This window comes from Streptomyces sp. NPDC127068 (assembly GCF_042724695.1).
GTDB lineage: Bacteria > Actinomycetota > Actinomycetes > Streptomycetales > Streptomycetaceae > Streptomyces.
Window position 1 is genome coordinate 16,523 of the sequence record NZ_JBHXEN010000071.1, and the last position, 19,593, is coordinate 36,115.

At 73.8% G+C, this 19,593-nt stretch carries 9 protein-coding genes; 8 read left to right on the forward strand and 1 reads right to left on the reverse strand.

The window, feature by feature from the left end; genetic code table 11:
- From ACFWIA_RS31670 to ACFWIA_RS31680, 3 genes are read left to right on the forward strand one after another with little or no spacing between them, the layout of a single operon-like run.
- Window positions 1–891: an ABC transporter permease gene (locus ACFWIA_RS31670; RefSeq protein ID WP_387010696.1), complete on the forward strand. Its 891-nt coding sequence runs from the start codon at window positions 1–3 to the stop codon at window positions 889–891.
- Entirely contained in the window at window positions 888–1,688 is an 801-nt protein-coding gene (locus ACFWIA_RS31675) for an ATP-binding cassette domain-containing protein (RefSeq protein WP_387010697.1), read from the forward strand. Before ACFWIA_RS31670 ends, ACFWIA_RS31675 begins: the two co-directional genes overlap by 4 nt.
- Complete coding sequence (locus tag ACFWIA_RS31680) at window positions 1,685–2,464, forward strand: ABC transporter ATP-binding protein (RefSeq protein ID WP_387010698.1); 780 nt, start codon at window positions 1,685–1,687, stop codon at window positions 2,462–2,464. Before ACFWIA_RS31675 ends, ACFWIA_RS31680 begins: the two co-directional genes overlap by 4 nt.
- A gap of 141 nt (window positions 2,465–2,605) precedes the next feature.
- Here the strand turns inward: ACFWIA_RS31680 and ACFWIA_RS31685 are convergent, their stop codons facing one another.
- Complete coding sequence (locus ACFWIA_RS31685; RefSeq protein ID WP_387010699.1) at window positions 2,606–3,673, reverse strand: polysaccharide deacetylase family protein; 1,068 nt, start codon at window positions 3,671–3,673, stop codon at window positions 2,606–2,608.
- Window positions 3,674–4,211: 538 nt separating this feature from the next.
- On the opposite strand from ACFWIA_RS31685, the gene ACFWIA_RS31690 reads away from it, so the two are divergent.
- From ACFWIA_RS31690 to ACFWIA_RS31710, 5 genes are all read left to right on the forward strand, one after another.
- Window positions 4,212–7,400 carry an AMP-binding protein gene (locus tag ACFWIA_RS31690; protein WP_387010700.1) on the forward strand — a complete coding sequence of 1,063 codons (3,189 nt, stop codon included), beginning with the start codon at window positions 4,212–4,214 and terminating at the stop codon, window positions 7,398–7,400.
- Between the two features lie 366 nt (window positions 7,401–7,766).
- Entirely contained in the window at window positions 7,767–10,883 is a 3,117-nt protein-coding gene (locus ACFWIA_RS31695) for an amino acid adenylation domain-containing protein (RefSeq protein WP_387010701.1), read from the forward strand.
- Window positions 10,883–16,696, forward strand: a complete 5,814-nt coding sequence (locus tag ACFWIA_RS31700; protein WP_387010702.1) for an amino acid adenylation domain-containing protein — start codon at window positions 10,883–10,885, stop codon at window positions 16,694–16,696. The genes ACFWIA_RS31695 and ACFWIA_RS31700 overlap by 1 nt, the downstream gene beginning before the upstream one ends.
- 176 nt (window positions 16,697–16,872) lie before the next feature.
- Window positions 16,873–17,976 (forward strand): pyrimidine utilization protein A, encoded by a 1,104-nt coding sequence (gene rutA / locus ACFWIA_RS31705; protein ID WP_387010703.1) that lies wholly within the window; start codon window positions 16,873–16,875, stop codon window positions 17,974–17,976.
- Window positions 17,977–18,206: 230 nt separating this feature from the next.
- Complete coding sequence (locus tag ACFWIA_RS31710) at window positions 18,207–19,355, forward strand: S8 family serine peptidase (RefSeq protein WP_387010704.1); 1,149 nt, start codon at window positions 18,207–18,209, stop codon at window positions 19,353–19,355.
- Window positions 19,356–19,593 lie beyond the last annotated feature (238 nt).

The following is a 19,593-nucleotide window of genomic DNA, read 5'->3' on the forward strand; positions in this document are numbered from 1 at the left end:
GTGACCACGAGCACCGCCCCGGCCGGGACCACCACCGGGCCCGGCCGCGCCGAGACGGGGACCGAGCGTCGCACCACCCGGCGCTCGTACACCCTGATCGTCGGCTGCGCGCTGGCCGGCTCGATCGCCCTGCTCGCCCTCGTCGCCCTCTGCTGGCTCCCGTACGCCACCGACGACACCTCCGGCGGACGGCTCGCCGGGCCCGACGGGGACCACCTCCTCGGCACCGACAAGCTGGGCCGTGACCTGCTGACCCAGGTGATGAACGGCGCCATGATCGCCTTCCAGGCCGGCCTCGGCTCCGTCCTGATCGCCGCGACCCTCGGGCTGGTGCTCGGCGTGCTCGCCGCCTTCGCCCAGGGCTGGCTGGACGACACCCTCTCCGCCTTCCTCGACATCCTGATCGCCTTCCCGACGCTGCTGCTCGCGATGCTCGTCGTGGCCGCCCGCTCCGGCACCCTCGGCTCGGCGGTCCTCGCCATCGGCCTGGCGCAGAGCGCGGTCGTCGCACGACTCGTGCGCATCCTGGTCAAACGGGTCCTGGCGCAGGACTACATCACCGCCGCCCGCACCTCCGGCACCTCCTGGGGCCGGATCGTGACTGGTCACGTCCTGCCCAACATCTGGCCCACCCTCGCGGTGAACCTGGCGCTCCAGTTCGGGCTGGCGGTGCTCGCCGAAGCGGGCCTGTCCTACCTCGGGCTCGGCGCGCCGCCGCCCAACGCGTCCTGGGGCCGGCTGCTGCTGGAGGCCCAGGCCACCTTCACCACCGCCCCGATCGGCGCGCTCGCCCCCGGCATCCTCCTGGTCGTCCTCGTCATCGGCGTCAACCTGATCGCCGACGGGCTGCGCGACACCCTCGACCCGACCACCCGCGAGAGGTCCGCATGAGCATCCTCGCCGTCCGCGACCTGGTCATCCGCGCCGCCGACGGGCGCCCCCTCGTGGACCACCTGTCCCTGGGCATCGCCCCCGGTGAACGCCTCGGCCTGATAGGCGAGTCGGGGTCGGGCAAGTCCCTGACCGCGCTCGCCGCCCTCGGCCTGCTGCCCGAGGGGATGACCGCCACCGGCAGCGTCGAACTGGCCGGCACCCAGGTCCTGGGCGCCACCGAGAGGGAACTCACCGCGGTACGGGGCAAAGAGGCCGCGATCGTCTTCCAGGAGCCCCTGACCGCGCTCGACCCGCTGATGCGCGTCGGCCGCCAGATCGCCGCACCCCTCGCCCGCCACCGCGGTCTGAAGGGCGCCGCGCTGCGCCGGGCCGTCGTCGAAGCCCTCCGCCAGGTCCGGCTCCCCGAACCCGAACGGCTGGCCCGCTCCTTCCCCCACGAGATCTCCGGCGGTCAGCGACAGCGGGTCGCCCTCGCGATGGCCCTGGCCTGCGACCCCCGACTCCTGATCGCCGACGAGCCGACGACCGCGCTCGACGTCACCGTCCAGTCCGACCTGCTCGACCTGCTCGACGCACTGGTCCGGGAACGGGCGATGGCGCTGCTGTTCATCAGCCACGACCTCGCGGTGGTGGCGCGGACCTCGGAGCGGGTCATCGTCCTCAAGGACGGCCGGGCCATCGAGGAGGGCACCGTGCACGACGTGGTGCACGCACCTCGCGACCCGTACACCGCGTCCCTGGTGGACAGCGCACGCCAGCTGGAGCACGCCCTGGACCGACGGAGAACGCGATGACACCCACCAGGACCGCGCCCGTGCTGGAGCTGGACGGCGTCTCCTACGCGTACCGGGGCAGCGCCGCGCCCGTCGTGAGCGACGTCCACCTCTCCGTCGCCCCCGGGGAGAGCCTCGCGCTCGTCGGCGAGTCGGGCACCGGCAAGACCACGCTGCTCAGGTTGCTGCTCGGGCTCGCCCGGCCGACCGCGGGCGCGGTCCGCTTCGACGGCGCCGAGCTGCGCCTGCGGGACCGCGCACTGATGCGGCGCTTCCGGCGCGGCGTGCAGTGCGTCTTCCAGGACCCGTACTCCTCGCTCGACCCGCGCCGGCGCATCGGCTACACCGTGGCCGAGCCGCTGCGCTCGCTCGGCCTGGACGACCGTCGCACGGCGGCGCCCAAGGTGGCCGCCGCGCTGGCCGCGGTCGGTCTGCCGGCGGACGCGGCCGACCGCTACCCGCACGAGTTCTCCGGCGGTCAGCGGCAGCGGATCGCGATCGCCCGCGCGACGGTGTGCGACCCGCGGGTGCTCCTCGCCGACGAGCCCGTCAGCGCGCTGGACGTCACCACCCGCGTCAAGGTCGTGGACCTCCTCCACGCACTGCGCGAGGAGCGCGGTCTGACGCTGGTGATGGTCTCCCACGACCTGTCGGTGGTGGCGTCGCTGTGCGAGCGCACGGCGGTGCTGGAGAAGGGGCGCGTGGTGGAGGAGGGGACGACGGACCAGGTGCTGGGGGCGCCGGAGCACCCGTACACGCAGCGTCTGATGTCGAGCGTTCCGCGCTTGCCGGTGTAGCGGCGCTACGGGTTGCGGCGCCGCTGTGGTGGTGGGGGCGCCACGGGCCCACGGGCCGGCGCACCTCGGCCGGGGCGAGGTGCGCCGGCCCGACAGCGTCGCGATCGCCACCCGGCCGCAGCGCCCCCCGCACCCCGGCCGTCACTCCCGGGGGTGCGCGCCCGCGCTCTCCGCCTCCGCCCCGCCCCTCAGCGCGTCCGCCGCCACGAAGCGCAGGTCCTGCTCCAACAGCCCCTCGATCACGGCCGGCAGGGCCGCCACGCTCTGGCGGCGGTCGCCGCCGCCGTCGTGCATCAGGATCAGGGAGCCCGGCCCGGCGTGGTCCAGCACCGTTCTGGCGATCTTCTCGGGACCTGGGCGGGCCCAGTCCCACGAGTCGACGTCCCACAGGGCCAGGGCGGGCCCGCCGGACAGGAGTTCGCCCAGGGTCTCCGGGGTGCGCGCGCCGTACGGCGGTCGGAAGACCACCGGGACCCGGCCCACCGCACGGGCGAACGCCTCGTCGGTCCGCTCCAGTTGGAGCCGGAACTGGCGTGGACTCAGATCGGGCAGGAACGGGTGCGACCAGGTGTGGTTGCCGAGGCTGTGCCCCGCGTCCACGATCCGCCGTACCTCGTCGGGAAGCGCGTTCACATGCAGGCCCACGCAGAAGAAGGTGGCGTGCACGCCGTAGCGGGCCAGGATGTCGAGCACCTGGCCGGTGAAGACCGGATCGGGGCCGTCGTCGAAGGTCAGGGCGATCTCACGGCGGTCGCGCGGTCCGTGACGGAACCACCGCCCCGCCCGGGTGAGTTCCGCCTCGTGCGCGGTGCTGCGCCGGATGCCGCCGTGGTAGTCGTCGTCCCGACCGGTCTGGCCGCCGCCCTCCGCCGTCAGCGGGGAGAGGGACGCGAGGTCGGTCCTCGCCCGCTCGGCGAGGGCCCGCGCCGGTACGGAGCCGAAGTCGGGCCGCTCGGGGAGCACCCAGGGGTCGGCACGGTACACCGGCAGGTCGGCCGCTGTGAAGAGGCCGTCCACGAGGCCGTTGGTGCTCTCCACGACGACGGCGCGGGGAGGCTCGGACGTCGGGCCGGGCGCCCCGAGCCAGGCGGTCAACTCCGGTACGCGCTCCGCACCCCAGTGGGTCGGGGCCGTCACCCGGACCCCTTCGGCGTCGATGACCTCCACGTCGTAGCCGTCGGCTGACCAGGCGATTCCCGCGTACAGCATGCGTTCTTCCTCCTCGGGATGGGGATCGGACGGACCGGCCCCGACGTGCCCGTTCCGCCGGACGGCCCGGACGGACGTACTGGCGGGCGGGCGAGCGGGTGCGTGTACGGGGGTGCGTACGCAGGGGGCCGGGATCGGAGCCGGCTGCGCGGACGGCCGGATGCGGAACGTCGTTGCAGGTGGGCACGGTTGGGGATCCCGGCTTCCGGTGGGACGGGGGACCCTGGTGGTGCGGATGGGGCGATGGCCGGAGTCGATCAGGATTCCTGGCTCCGGCTCTTGGCGGAGTTGGCTGGTGCACCCCTTCTGAACAGGGGTTTTGTTGCTGCGATCGGGTTCCGGTGAGCTCGGCCAACGTGCCCGACGCCCACCGATGTCCACGAACTCTCCATCATTGCGACACAAGTGCGACACCGGCACGCTATTGTTCGCATGCCCTGCCGAAGGTCCAGACCATATCCAAGGGCAACATCTGCGCGCCATGCCCGTGAACGTCTCCTGTGTCATCGCATTCCCGGACCAACCTCCCCCGGGGACCATGCTCTTGGAGGACATCATCAACGCCCAGCCCGCACCGTTGACCGTTCCCGACCTGCTCGACGCCCGGGCCGCGAAACAGCCCGACCGGGTCGCGATCCAGGTCCGCGGCGGCGGCACGCTGACCTACGGCGACTGGCGCGAGCGGGCCGTCCGGGCCGCCCGGGAACTGGAGGGCGCCGTCCGACCCGGCGAACTCGTGGCCCTGCGCTTCACCGACCGGGAGTGGGACGCCTACGCGGTCGCGATCCTCGCCGTCCACTACGCCGGAGCGGCGGCGCTGCCGCTCCGCGCCGACCTGGCCGAACCGGAGGCCGTACGGCTCGCCACGACCTGCGGCGCCACCACGGTCCTGCGCGGGGCCCAACTGCCCCCGTGGGGAACCGCCCTGGGCGGAACGGACCTGTCGCTGGCCGACGTCGAAGCGGCCGGGAACACCTCCGCCGGCCCCCAGGGTGCGCTCGGCCGCCGGCGTACGGGTCCCGCCCCGGGCGACCTCGCCCAGGTCGTCGGCACCTCCGGTACCACCGGCGACTCCAAGGGCGTACGCGCCTCCCACGCCAACCTCACGGCCGGCCAACGCCTCAATCCCCGCCCCCGGCCCTACGCCCACTCGCGCCATGCCCTGCACTCCTTCCCCATCGGCACCAACGCCGGTCAGGTGATGCTCATCAGCGCCCTCACCGGCGCGCCCACCACCGTGGTCCTCCCGCGGTTCGACGCCGAGGAGTTCGGCCGGGCCATCGAGGAACTGGACGTCGGCACCGTCTTCCTCGTCCCGTCGATGGCGATCGAACTGCTCAACTCCGGTGTGCCCGACCGGCACGACCTCTCCGGTGTCCTGCTGCTCAGCTCCTCCGCCGCCGCGCTCCCCGTCCCCGTCGCGCAGGCCCTCGACCAGGCCCTGCCGAAGGCCACCGTCGTCAACGTCTACACCTCGTCCGAGGCCGCTCCCGCGCAACTCTCCGCCGTCGTCGGCCAGGCCCCGCCCGGAGCGGTGGGTCGCCCCACCGACCCCCGGGACCTGCGGATCCTCGCCCCGGACGGCGACCCCGTACCGCCCGGTGCGACCGGCGAGATCTGGCTGCGCCAGCCCGGACCCCCGCGTTCGTACGCCGGTGACCCGGCCGCCGGCACCACCGTGTTCCGCGACGGCTGGGTGCGGATGGGCGACCTCGGGCGCCTGGACCAGGACGGCTATCTGCACCTGGTGGACCGCGAGAGCGACGTCATCAAGTCCGGGGCGCTCAAGGTCTCCACCCTCCGCATCGAGGACGCGCTGCACGAGCACCCGGACGTCGCGGACGCGGCGGCACTGGGCGTACCCCACCCGGTCATGGGGTCCGTACCGGTCGCCGTAGTGGTCCCCACCGCCAATGGTCTGGACCTCGATGCGCTACGCCTCTTCCTCAGCACCCGCCTCGCCCGCGCCGAACTGCCCGTGCGCGTCCTGCTCGCCGACGACCTGCCGCGCAACGCCTCCGGCAAGGTGGTCAAACGCCGGCTGCGCCCGCTCTTCGCGACGGACGAGGAACACACGGCGGGCACCGCTGGCACCGCGGCCACGGATGTCCGGGCCACGGTCACCGCTCGGCCCCCCGGCACCCCCACCGAACTGCGCCTCGCCACGATCTGGCAGGAGGTGCTGGGCCGCCCGGTACGCGACACGGCCGACGAGTTCTTCGCCCTCGGCGGCGACTCCTTCCGCGCCGTGCACCTCGCCACCGCCGTCAGCGACCGGTTCGGCGTCGACGCCGGTGCCGACCTCGTCTTCGGCCGCCCCTCACTGCGCGCCCAGGCCGCCTGGCTGGACGAGGAGACGGCCCGGGAACGGACACCCGGTCCGCGAACCCCCGCGGACCGCCGCGAGGGCGGCGCGCCCGACCCGGAACTCCCGCCCTATCTGCGCGCCCTACGGGCCCAGCGCCACGAGGTCCCGCTCACCAGCCAGCAGGAGGACTTCCTCGCCTGGATGGCCGAGGAGGACGGCCGCGACGTCGGCGCCGTCACCGCGTTCTTCCGCATCACCAGCCCGCTGGACCGCCAGCTGCTCGACCCCGCCCTGTCCCTGCTCGTACGGCGCCACCCCGCCCTCCGCACGCGGTTCGTCCCCGTTCCCGGCGACCTGCGCGGCCTGGTCCGCACCGTGCTCGAAGCGGAGGCCCACACCCGCGTCACCCTGATGGACGCCCCCGGCGCCACCGACGAAGAGGTGAACGCCCTGCTCATCGCCGAGCGGGACCGACTCACCGACCTGGCCGCCGACCCGACGGTCCGGCTGCTCGTCGTCACCCGTGGCCCCGAGGAACACATCATGGTGCTCGCCGTGCACCACATGGTCGCCGACGGCTGGTCGATCGGTGTCCTGCTGCGCGAACTCAGCCTCGTCTACGACGCCCTGCGCCGGGGCCGCACCCCCCGACTCCCCGAACCCGACGTGTCCTACCCGGAGTTGGTGGGTTGGGCCAACGATCGCTGGGAGCGCGGCCGACGGCACTTCGCCACCGCGCTCGCGGGCGCCCCGTCCGCGCTCGACCCCTTCCCGGGGCGGCGCCCCGTCGACCGCGTGCACACCGTCGCGCACCCCTTCACCCTCGCGACCGGACCCGCCGGACGGCTGCGGGAGCGGGCGGGCGCGCTCGGCGTCACCCCGTTCATGGCCGTCGCCGCCCTGTGGAGCGGACTGCTCACCTCCCGTGCCGACAGCCCCGACCTGGTGCTCATGACCCCGGTCCCCGGGCGGCCCAGGGCCGAGGCACAGCAGGCCGTCGGCTGTCTGGTGCAGTCGCTGCTGGTGCGCGTGGACTGTTCCGGCGGCCCCGGCTTCGCCGAACTCGCCGAGCGGGTCCGACGGGCCGTGACGGGTGCGCTCGACCACCAGATGTACCCGTACGCCGAGTTCAAGCCGCACGTGGTGGCGTTCCCGGCCTGGCTGCGGTACGAGAGCTGGGCCGCCGAAGCGCACCTGCCCGGCCTGCGTTGCGAACCGTGGGAGCTGCCGCGCGGCACCACCGTGCCCTGGCCGCTGCCCGGCGGGGACCTCGGAGTGCCCGAACTGACCGTGGTCGAGCAGCCGGACGGGTCGCTGAACTGTTGGATCCAGTACAACGCGCTCGCCTTCGAGGAGCCGGTGATCAGCTCGCTCGCCGACGACTTCCGCGCGGCCCTGATCACGGCCGCCGGTTCCTGACGCGCGCGCCGACCACCGCCCTGCTTCGTTCGGCACCTGCTCCGGGCACCGCCCGTCCTGACCGGCGTCATGCCTTCCCGCGCCCCGTCCCGACCTTCACCCTGCTCTGACGCCATCCGTCCCGACCGTCGAGCACCGCCGCTCGCCGACGACCGCAGCCCGCCCCCGCCCCGCCCGCCGTCAGCGCCGACGCCGGGCCCTGTCCCCGCGCCCACGCCCGCCCTTCCCCCCTCGCGTCGACCCGCGCCGGGCAGGAGCGTGAGCCCGACCACGCCCCGCGCACACCCACCGCTGCGCCGTGCAACCCGCTCCACCCGTTCCAGTCGCGCCACCCGTCCCCGACGCCGAACAGACCGAGGAAGACCTGTGACCAGCACCCGCGCCAGCGCTGCCCAGCAGGGCATCTGGATCAACGAGCGGATCGCGCCGCTCGGCTCCGTCCACCACATGCCCTTCGCCGTCCACTTCGAAGGTCCCTTGGACCCCGCCGCACTCGCCGCCGCCTGCACCGACGTGGCCGGCCGCCACCCCGCCCTCGCCCTGACCGTCCGCGAGGAGGACGGCGTCCCCCTGTTCGTCGCCGGCCCGGCGCCCTCGCTCACCGTCCGCGACACCACGCCCGAACGGCTGCCCGGCGAGTTGGCCGCCGGGAGTGCGGAACCGTTCGACCTGGCGGCGGGACCCCCCGTACGGTTCACCCTGCTGCGCACGGACCCGACCCGCGCCACCCTGCTGGTCGTCGCCCATCACATCGCCTTCGACGGCACCTCCACCGATGTGTTCCTGACCGACCTGGCGGCCTGCTACGCCCACCGCACCGGCCACGGCCCCGCCCCGACCGGGTCGGCCGCCGAAGGTTCCCCGCTCGCCGGCGCCGCCGACCTCCCCGAACCCGACGCCCGGGCGATCGCCGAGGCGTCCGCACACTGGGTCGACCGCCCGCTGCCCGGTCCCACGGTCCTGCTGCCCGGCCTCGACACCGGCCCCGAAGGTCTCGACGGCGTCGGTCCGGGCGCGGCCGTGGACTTCGACCTCGACCCCGCACTCCGTGCCGACCTCGTCGACACCGCCGAGAAACTCGGCGTCACCCTCTTCGAACTGCTCCTCGCCGCCGTGCACACCCTCCTCCTGCGCTACGGGAACGAGCGCCCCGCCGTCACCGTCGGCCTCGGCACCCGCACCCCGGGCACCGTCGACCGGATCGGCATGCACGCCAACGAGCTGCCCGTGGTCACCACCCCCGAACCGGGCACCCCCTTCGGCGAGTTCGCCCACACGGTCCGCGCCGAACTGCGCAGCTGCTACCCGCACCGCCGGGTCCCCCTGTCCCGCGCCGTCCGGGGCGTGGCGCCCGGCCTCTCCCTCGCCCCCGTCATCCTCACCTACCGCCGCCGGATCGCCCCCGTCACCTTCCCGGGCGTCCGGGCCACCACCGACTGGACGCTGTTCCCCGGCACCGCGCGCGGCGCCCTGCGGCTCCACCTCCTCGACGGTCCGGACCGGCTCCGCGTCCTGCTGATGCACCGTTCGGACCTGCCGTCCCCCGTCCGGGCCGACCGCGTCGGCGCCCATCTGCGCAGGTTGCTCGCCTCGATCGCCGCCGCCCCCGGCACCACGCTCGCCGATCTACCGCTGCTGGACGAGGCGGAACGCGCCCCGTTGCGCGGAGCCGACCCCGCCCCCGACGCCCTCGGCGCGACCCTGCCCGCACTGCTCTCCCGCTCCTTCGCCGCGCACGCCGCACGGCCCGCCGTCACGGTCGGCGAACGGACCCTGAGCTACGCGGAACTGGCCACCGCCGCCACCGGCCTCGCCCAGCGGCTCGTCGCCGCCGGAGTCACCCCCGGCACCGTGGTCGCCGTCTGCGCGGAGCGCTCCGCCGAGATGGTGGCCGCGGTGCTCGCCGTCACCCTCGCCGGCGGCGCCTACCTGCCCGTCGACCCGTCCTACCCGGCTGAGCGCATCGCCCTGGTGCTCGCCGACGCCGGCACTCCGCTCGCGCTCGCCCAGCGGAGCACCGCCCACCTGGTCGAAGGGCACGGCAACACCCTCCTGCTCGACGACCTCTTCACCGGCAACGGGCCCGACGGGCACGACCGGGCGTCCCTGCCGGCGCCCACGCCCGACGACCTCGCCTACCTCATCTACACCTCCGGTTCCACCGGACACCCCAAGGGCGTCGAGGTTCCGCACGCCGCCCTCGCCCACCTCCTGCTGGCCTTCCGCGACACCCTGGCCGCCGGTCGCGACGACGTCTGGCTCGCCGTCACCTCGCTCTCCTTCGACATCTCCGCCCTCGAACTGCTGCTGCCGCTGATCACCGGCGGGCGGGTGGTGATCGCACGCGAGACGGAGACCCGCGACGGCGGCGCCCTCGTCGCCCTGGTCGAGCGGCACGGCGTCACCCACGCCCAGGCCACCCCTTCGGGCTGGCGGCTCCTGCTGGACGGCGGGCTCGACGCCCCCGCCCTCACCGCCCTCAGCGGCGGCGAGGCCCTGCCCCTCGCCCTCGCCCGCCGGCTACGGACCCGCGTCGCACGGCTCTGGAACGTCTACGGGCCGACCGAGACGACCATCTGGTCCACCGCCACCGAGGTGCCGCCCGCGCCCGACGAGGTCACCATCGGCCGACCCATCGCCGGCACCACCGCCCTCGTGATCGACCCGGCCGGGCACCCCGTAGCGCACGGGGTCACCGGCGAACTGGCCCTGGGCGGCGCAGGACTCGCCCGCGGCTACCGCGGCCTGCCCGAGCGCACCGCCGAACGTTTCGTCACCGACCCGGTCACCGGCGCCCGCCACTACCGGACCGGCGACCTCGCGAGGGTCCGGCGCGACGGCGCGCTCGACTGCCTCGGCCGTCGCGACCACCAGATCAAGCTGCGCGGCCACCGGATCGAACTCGGCGAGATCGAGGCCCGCCTCCAGGAACACCCCGCCGTGGCGGCAGCCGCCGTCTCCGTCCGCGGCGGCGACGAGGACCCGACCGGCCGGATGCTCGTCGCGTACCCGGTGTGGCGCCCGGACGTCCCCGTACCGACCGGCCCCGAACTGCGCTCCTTCCTGTCCCGGACCCTGCCGGACGTGATGGTCCCCGGCGTCGTCCACCCGCTGCCGGCCCTCCCGCTCACCCCCAACGGCAAGACGGACCACGTGGCACTGCCCGAACCGGCCCGCGGCAGTACGGAATCCGTGCCGTGCACCGCCTCCCCGAACGACACCGCGGCCCCGGACGACGGATGGGACGAGCTGGCCACCCAGATCGCCGCCATCTGGTGCGAGGTGCTGGACCTCCCCGCCATCGGCCCGCACGACGACGTCATCGACCTCGGAGCACACTCCCTGACCATCACCCAGGTCGCGGCCCGCATCCGGGACCGCCTGGGGGTCGACGTACCGCTGGACGTGTTCTACGAGGAACCCACCACGGTGAGCACAGTGACCGACGCGGTCGTGTTCGAGCTGCTGGCGGAGGAGGCGTGATGGAACCCCTGCCCTCCCCGGAACCCCTGCACTCGACGCCCTCCGCCTCCACGGCAAGGGGCACCGCGACCACGGCAGCCGCACCGTCCGTAGCGGAGGCACGCCCGCCCCGGCGGACGCTCAGCAGCGATCAGCGCGCCCTGCTCGCCCGCCGACTACGGGAACGCGCCGCAGCCGCCCGGCCCACCGGAATCCCGGCCCGCCCCGACGACGAACCCCAGCCGCTGTCCCTCGCCCAAGAGCGGCTTTGGTTCGTCGAGCAACTGACCCCCGGCACCGCCGCCTACGTCCTCCCCACCGCCGGGCGGCTGCGCGGCGCGCTCCGGGCCGAACCCCTCGCCGAGGCACTGCGTCTGATCGCCGTCCGCCACGACACCCTCCGCAGTACCTTCCCCGTCGACGAGGACGGCGCCCCCTGGGTGCGCGTCACGCCCGCCGACGCCTTCACCGTGCCCTGGGACACGCGTGACCTGGCCGGGCTCCCCGCCGAGGAACGGGAGAGCGCCGCCCGCACCGCCGTCGAGGCCGAGGTCGCGCGCCCCTTCGACCTCACGGACGGCCCCCTGCTGCGGGCCCTCCTGCTGCGCCTCGCCGCCGACGACCACGTGCTCGTGATCTGCCAGCACCACCTCGTCGGCGACGGCTGGTCCGCCGGGGTGCTCCTGGACGAACTCCTCACCGGCTACGAGGAACTGTCCCGGGGCGCCGCCCCCGCCCCGCCCCCGCTGCCCGTCCGCTACGGCGACTTCGCCCATTGGCAGCGCCAGCGCCAGAACCTGCCGCAAGCCGACGCCGACCTGCGGTACTGGTGCCGGACCATGACCGGGGTGCCGCCGCTCGACCTCCCCACCGACCGCTCGCGGCCCGTCCTGCCCGGCCCCGGCGGAGCGACCCACACCTTCCGGCTCGACGCCGACACCTACCAGGCCGTGCGCGCGCTCTCCCGGGCCCGGGGCGCCACCCTCTTCATGACCCTGATCGCCGCCTTCCAGGTGGTGCTCGGCCGCTGGTCGGGACAGCGTGACTTCGCCGTCGGCACGCCGTTCGCGGGGCGACCCACCGAGACCACCGAGGGCCTGATCGGCCTGTTCAGCACGATGCTGCCGATCCGGGCCGACCTCGGGACGCCCGAGCCGGGACCCGACACCGCCGACGCCGGCACCGGACCCGCCTTCGGAGTCGTCCTCGACCGCGTCCGCGCCGCGGCCCTCGGTGCCCAGCAGCACCGCGAGACCCCGTTCGAGCGGCTGGTCGAGGCCCTGGACCTGCCGCGCGACCTCGGCCGTCCGCCGCTCTTCCAGGTGTCCTTCGCGCTCCAGAACCACCGCGCCCAGACCGTCCACCCGCACGACCTGGAATGGCGGACCTTCCCCTTCGAGGGCAGCGGCGTCCACCTCGACCTCGGGCTGTACTGCACCGAGTCCGCCGAACCGGGGGCCGGACTCGACGCCTTCCTCACCTACCGCACCGACCTCTGGGACGCCGACACCGTCGCCCGTCTCGCCGGACACTGGCAACGCGTCCTGGCCCGGGCCGCCGCCGACCCGGACACCCCCATCGACGCCCTCGACCTCCTCACCCCCGGCGAACACGACCGGGTCCTGTACGAGTGGAACGACTCCGGCACCGCCCGCCCGGCCGCCGCGACCCTCGCCGACGCCGTCGCCGCCCAGGCGGCCCGCACCCCGGACGAGGTCGCCCTCGTCCACGAGGGCCGCACCCTCACCTACCGTGAACTCGACGCCCGGGCCAACCGGTTGGCCCGGCTGCTGCGCACCACCGGCGCCGGACCCGACCGGCTCGTCGGCGTCTGCCTCGACCAGGGCCTCGACCAGGCCGTCTCCCTGCTCGCCGTGCTGAAGTCCGGCGCCGCGTACGTACCGCTCGACCCCGAGCAGCCCCGTGAACGCCTCGCCCACATGCTGACCGACTCCGCGCCGGTCGCCCTCGTCACCACCTCCGTCCGACGGTCCCTGCTGACCGCGTCCGACGCACCCGTCCTGCTGCTCGACGGACTCGCGGACCGGCTCGCCGCCGTTCCCGACACCCCGCTCGGCGACGGCGACGGCGCGGGACCGGACCACCTCGCGTACGTCATCTACACCTCGGGCTCCACCGGCACCCCCAAGGGCGTGGCCGTGCAGCACCGCCAGGTGCTCACCTACCTCGCCGGCGTACGCCAGCGCTTCGCCGAGGCCGGACTGCCGGACGGCGCCCGCTACGCCCTGCTCCAGTCGCTCGCCTTCGACTTCGGCCTCACCACCCTCTACCTCTCGCTCACCACCGGCGGCAGCCTGCACCTGCTCCCGCCGCGCACCCCCGGCCCGGAGCTTGCGGCCTACCTCGCCGACCGGAACATCGACTGCGTCAAACTCACCCCCTCCCATCTGGCGGCGCTCAGCGCCGAGGTGGACGACGCTGCGGAGCTGCTGCCCCGACGACTGCTCGTCCTCGGTGGCGAGGCGTCCGGCTGGGAGTGGGCGCGAAGGCTCGCGGCGGCGGGAGCCCGTACCGGCTGCCGGGTGATCAACCACTACGGACCGACCGAGGCCACCGTGGGCGCGACCACCCACCTCGTCGACCCGGCCCGGCCCGCGGCCGGACCCACCACCCCCATCGGGCGCCCGCTGCCGGGTGCGCGGGTGTACCTGCTCGACGCCCGCCGACAGCCGGTGCCCGCCGGGGTGCCGGGGGAGTTGTGGATCGGCGGCGACCGGCTGGCCCGCGGTTACCTGGGCCTACCGGAGCTGACGGCCGAACGCTTCCGCGCCGACCCCTTCGCAGCGGACTCCCGCGCGGGCGCCGCACCGGAACCCGAGCGGTCCGGGAGACCCGGGAGAACGGAGAGACCCGAGGCCGCCGGGGCAGACGTCACGCCCCGGATGTACCGCACCGGGGACCTCGCCCGGCACCGCTCTGACGGCACGATCGAATTCCTCGGCCGCGACGACCACCAGGTCAAGATCCGTGGCTACCGGGTCGAACTCGGCGAGGTGGAGGCCCATCTGGCTCGGCTCCCCGAAGTCGCCCAGGCCGTCGCCGCGGCCCGGGGTCCGGCCGGCGAACTCGTCCTCGTCGGCTACCTCGTCCCCGGCGCGGAAGGGCCCCCGCCCCCGGTCGCCGAACTGCGCCGGCTGCTGGCCGAGAAGCTGCCCGACTACCTCGTCCCCTCCCGCTTCGTCATCCTGCCCGACCTGCCCCGGCAGGCCCACGGCAAGGTCGACCGGCGGGCCCTGCCCGAACCCGGCGCGCCCGGCCCCGAAGAGGGCGCCGTCTGGACGGCTCCCGCCACCCCCACCGAGGAGGCCGTCGCCGCCTGCTGGGCCGCGCTCCTCGGTCTCGAACGGGTCGGCGCGCACGACGACTTCTTCGACCTCGGCGGCCACTCCCTGCTCGCCATGCGGATGGTGGCCGCCCTGCGCAAGCTCCTCGGCGCCGAGGCCCGGATCACCCTCATGGACGTCTTCCGGGAACGGACCGTCGCCGCGCTCGCCGCCCTGGCCGACCGGTCCGACTCCGAGCGCGGACCGAGTCGCCTCCTCCACGAACTGACCCCCCGTCAACCCGCCGAGCGGGTCACGCTCTCCCTGGTCTGTCTGCCGTACGGCGGCGGCAGCGCCGTCGTGTACCAGCCGCTCGCCGACGCCCTGCCGCCCGGCGTCGCCCTGCACGCCGTCGCCGTCCCCGGGCACGACCTCGGCATGTCCGAGGAGTCGCTGCCGCTGGAGGAAGTGGCCCGCCGCTGCGCCGAGGAAGTGCTGAGCGGGGTGACCGGCCCGGTCGCGGTGTACGGGCACTGCGGGGTGGGCGCGGCACTCGCCGTCGAGCTGGCGCACCGGCTGACTGCCGCCGGACGGGAGCCCACCGCCGTCTACCTGGGCGGGATCTTCCCCTTCGCCCGGCCCACCGAGGGCCTGCTCGGGCTGCTCGCCCGCTTCTCCGTGCTCGACCGGCGGCGCAGCGGACGGCTCCACCTGAACTGGCTCCGCTCCATGGGCGCCGACCTGGAGGGCCTGGACCCCGAGCAACTGGCCACGATCGTACGGAACGTGCGGGAGGACTCCCGCGCGGCCGAGGCGTACTTCACGGAGCAACTCGCGCGGCCCGCACCCGCGTTGGCTTCCCCGGTGGTCTCGGTGATCGGCTCCGCGGACCCGGGTACCGAGTTCCACCGCGAGCGGTTCCGGGAGTGGGGCTTCGTCGGCTCCACCACCGCGGTCGCCGTACTCGACGAGGGCGGCCACTACTTCCTCAAGCACCGCGCCGAGGAACTGGCCGAGATCGTCACCACGGTCCACCCGGCGGTCGCGGTCCCGGACACCACAGCAAGCACCGCGGACCCGGAGCCCGACGCCACCGCCCTCACCCGCGACCGCCGTCCCGCGCGCGCCACCTGGTGGCTGGACGGAGTCCACCACGCCCGCGCCACCGCGGAGCGTCCCACCGCCCCGGCGACCCGTCGCGACACGCGCCGCTTCGTGGCGGTCGCCGCCTCCCAGACGATCTCGCAGACCGGTTCGGCGCTGACCGAGTTCGCCCTGCCGCTGTGGATCTACCTGTCGACGGACTCGGTCGCCTGGTTCGGCCTCTTCGCCGTCCTCGGCATCGTGCCGGGGCTGTTGGCCGCCCCGGTCCTCGGCAGCCTGGTGGACCGTGTCGACCGCCGCCGGGTGATGCTGGCCTCGACCCTGGTCTGCGGCACCTCGGAGGCGGTGCTCGCGCTGCTCCACGTGTTCGGGACCCTGCGACCCTGGCACGTCGGGATACTGATGGCGATCCTCTCCGTCTCCCTCACCGGGCAACGGCTCGCCTTCCAGTCGGCGATCCCGCAGCTCGTCCCGAAGCGCTACCTGGGCCACGCCAACGGCGTCGTACAGATCTCCGGCGGCATCGCCCAGGTGGTCGCACCGCTCGCGGCGGTCGGCCTGCTCGCCGCCGTCGGACTGGGCGGCGTGCTGCTGATCGACGTGGTCAGTTACGTGGTGGCGGCGACGATCCTGCTGGTCGTCCGCTTCCCGCGCACGCTGGCCGCCAGGCGGCGCGAAACCCTGAAGCAGGAGATCACGGCCGGGTTCCGGCTGGTCTGGCGCAGGCCCGGATTCCGGGCGATGCTGGTCTTCTTCGCCGTGCTCAACCTCTTCCTGCCGGTCCTCTTCCAGCTCGTCCCGCCGCTGGTGCTCGGCTTCTCCGGGCTCGGCACGGTGGCCACGGTCTCCCTCGCGGGCGGCATCGGCGCCATCACCGGCGGGCTGACGATGGGCGTCTGGGGCGGGCCCCGTCACCGGCGGATGCGCGGCATGCTGCTCGTGATGCCGGTGCTCGCGTTCTTCAGCGTCCTGACCGGGCTGCGGCCCGACCTGCTGGTGGTCTGCGCCGGCGTGTTCGGCATGTCCGCGTCCCTCTCGCTGCTCAACGGAATCTATCTGACGATCATTCAGGTCAAGGTTCCGCAGCGGTTCCACGGCCGGGTGATGGCGCTGAACCAGCTCGTCGCCTGGTCCACGCTGCCGGTCGGCTTCCTGCTGATCGCGCCGTTCGGCAGCCACTACCTGGAGCCGCTGATGGCCGCCGGCGGTGGTCTCGCCGACACCGCGGGCGCCGTCCTGGGCACGGGCGACGGCCGGGGGATCGGGCTGCTCTACGTCCTGCTCGGGGTCGCGATCCTGCTCCTGGGGGCGGTATCGCTGCGGGTGCGGGCGTTGGCCCGGTTCGACCGGGAGGTGCCGGACGCGCAGGCGGACGACTTGGTCGGCCTGGCCGCCCTCACCTCCGACCGCCCCGCCGCCGAGGCCCGCCCCGCGCGGACCTCCTGAGCGAACGGCCGGGGCGCGAGGGACGGGGTGACGAGTACGGGGTCGGCTGCAGAGCGGCGGGCGACCCCGTGCCGTTGTGTACCGCACGGCGCCGTGGGCAGGATCGACCACACGGGGATGACGGTAAGGGCGGGAATCGGCCGGGGGGTTGCCCGTCCTGCGTGCAGAGGAGCGGCATGGACATCGGGGTCTTCCTCCCCATCGGCAACAACGGCTGGCTCATCTCGAAGAGCTCTCCGCAGTACATGCCGACCTTCGAACTCAACAAGACCATCGTGCAGCGGGCCGAGGAACACGGACTGGACTTCGCCTTGACGATGATCAAACTCAGGGGTTTCGGCGGCGAGACGGAGTTCTGGGACCACTGCCTGGAGTCGTTCACCCTCACGGCGGCCCTCGCCGCCGTGACGGAGCGGATCAGGCTCTACGCCTCCGCACCCGTCCTCGCCCTGCCCCCGGCGATGGCCGCCCGGATGGCCGTGACCATCGACGCGATCGCCCCGGGCCGGGCCGGCGTCAACATCGTCACCGGCTGGGCGCCCGCCGAGTACGCGCAGATGGGCCTGTGGCCCGGAGACGAACACTTCACCAACCGCTACGCGCGGGCCGTCGAGTACGTCACCGTGCTGCGGCAGCTGTGGAGCGAGGGCACGAGCAACTTCACGGGCGAGTTCTACACGATGGACGACTGCGTCCTGTCGCCGCGCCCGGCGAGCGGGCACATCAGTCTGCTCGCCGCCGGGCAGAGCAGCACGGGGATGAAGTTCGCCGCCGAGCACGCCGACGGGAACTTCATCCTGGGCAGTGGGGTCAACACCCCCCGCGCACTCTCCGCAGCCACCGCCACCCTCGCCGACCACGCACGCACGGCCGGCCGTGACGTCGGAGCGTTCGCGCTGTTCATGATCATCGCGGATGAGACCGACGCGGCTGCGCAGGCGAAGTGGCAGGACTACCACGACAACGCCGACCTCGCGGCGCTGGGCTACGTGGTGGAGCAGACGGCGACGGACGAGTCCGCCGACGGGGCGTCGACCGCGAAGATCGTGGCACTCCCCGAAGGCGCCGTGAACCTCAACATGGGAACCCTCGTCGGGTCCTACGCGACCGTTGCGCGCATGCTCGACCAGATCAGCGAGGTGCCCGGCGTCAAGGGGGTCATCCTCGTCTTCGACGAGTTCCTCGAAGGCGTGGAGGACTTCGGCACGCGAATCCAGCCACTCATGAAGTCCCGTACCTCCGTCACGGGGCAGCTGGCCGAGGGAGACCGGAGCGCGTAGCCCCTTGCTGAAGGCGGCCGAGGGGTGCAGCGCGGCCCGGACCGCCTGAACTCCTGGCAGGTCGCAGCGTGGTGGGGGCCAGCCCGGGGGAGTGTCGATGGTCGAGTTTCGGTCATCGGTGAGGTCGAGGACAACGGGATTCGGATCTTCCGTCTCTTCTCCGCCGGGAGCGGCGAGCGGGGGCCGTCCCCGGCCTCTCACCCCCGACCCCGCAGCGCAGGGAGTCAATCTTGTTCTCCAGCAAACGCCCGGGGCGCGGTGCGATCACCGTCACCGCGGCCCTGGTGGCGACTGCACTCGTCGCCGGAACGACCAGTACGTCAGCCTTCGCGGACACCGGAACCGCCGGGAGCGGACCGGCCACCGGCAGTGCCGGTGCCGGACTCCGCTGGGTCACCCTGATCACCGGGGACCGGATCGGGGTGGACGCCCGGGACCGGGTCGTCTCCGTCGAGCGCGGCGAGGGCCGGGCGAAGGTGTCCGTTCGGAGTTGGACCGAGCGGGGGAGCACCTACGCCGTCCCGGCCGATGCCGAGCGGCTGATCATCGCAGGGCGGCTCGACCGGCGGCTCTTCGACGTCACCGCGCTCAGCAGCCCCGAGAGCCGACGGGCCTACCGCGACGGCCTGAAGGTCATCGTCGAGTACGAGGGCGCGTCAGCGGCCGGAGCCCGTGCGGGAGTCCGTACCGATGCGAAGTTGGCGCGCACGCTGCCGTCGATCAACGCGGACGCGGTGACCGTCCCGAAGCAGGACGCGGGCGGGTTGTGGGCCGTCCTCACCGGAGCCGGAGCCGGAGCCGGAGCCGGGGGCGGGGGCGGGAGCGCCCGGGCCAGCGGGAACGTTCCGGGGATCGAGCGGGTCTGGCTGGACGCGGTGTACACCGCGAACCTGGACACGAGCGTGGGCCGGATCGGTGCCCCGAAGGCGTGGCAGTCCGGGTACGACGGCAAGGGCGTCACCATCGCGGTCCTGGACAGCGGGGTCGACGAAACCCATCCGGACCTGGCGACGCAGGTGATCGGGGCGGCGAACTTCACCTCCTCCCCGGACACCAAGGACCGGCACGGGCACGGCACGCACATCGCCTCGATCGCGGCCGGTACCGGTGCCAAGTCCGGCGGCAAGTACCAGGGCGTCGCCCCCGGGGCCAAGATCCTCAACGGCAAGATCATGAACGACATGGGGACCACGGAGTCGGGGACCATCGCCGCGGTCGACTGGGCCGTCGGACGGGGCGCCGACATCGTCAGCATGAGCTTCGGCTCCGGTGACACCCCGGAGGTCACCCCGCTCGAAGCCCACATCAACCGGGTGTCGAAGGAGAAGGGCGTCCTCTTCACCGTCTCCGCCAGGTCGGCCCCGCCCACGCGGGGGTAGCTCGAGGTCAACGCCAGCCGTGGGTCCGTTGGCGTCGTCGGCCCCGCCCACGCGGGGGTAGCTCCTCGCTCCGAAGCCGCGCCAGCAGCCTCTTAGAGGTCGTTTTCATCACTAGTGCGGTGTTATCAGCGCCTTTGCGCCCACTGGGGTGCTGATGCTGGTGGGACTGTCGGGTCCGTTCTGGCTTTCTGAGGCTGAGGGTGTGGTGTCCGAGACGGAAGTCGGCTTGCGCCTGTCT

Bases quoted from the DNA above. Each gene is read 5' to 3' on its own strand.
- ACFWIA_RS31675 (WP_387010697.1), top strand. From the start codon at position 888: ATGAGCATCCTCGCCGTCCGCGACCTGGTCATCCGCGCCGCCGACGGG.
- ACFWIA_RS31680 (WP_387010698.1), top strand. From the start codon at position 1,685: ATGACACCCACCAGGACCGCGCCCGTGCTGGAGCTGGACGGCGTCTCC.
- ACFWIA_RS31685 (WP_387010699.1), bottom strand. From the start codon at position 3,673: ATGCTGTACGCGGGAATCGCCTGGTCAGCCGACGGCTACGACGTGGAG.
- ACFWIA_RS31690 (WP_387010700.1), top strand. From the start codon at position 4,212: ATGCTCTTGGAGGACATCATCAACGCCCAGCCCGCACCGTTGACCGTT.
- ACFWIA_RS31700 (WP_387010702.1), top strand. From the start codon at position 10,883: ATGGAACCCCTGCCCTCCCCGGAACCCCTGCACTCGACGCCCTCCGCC.
- rutA (WP_387010703.1), top strand. From the start codon at position 16,873: ATGGACATCGGGGTCTTCCTCCCCATCGGCAACAACGGCTGGCTCATC.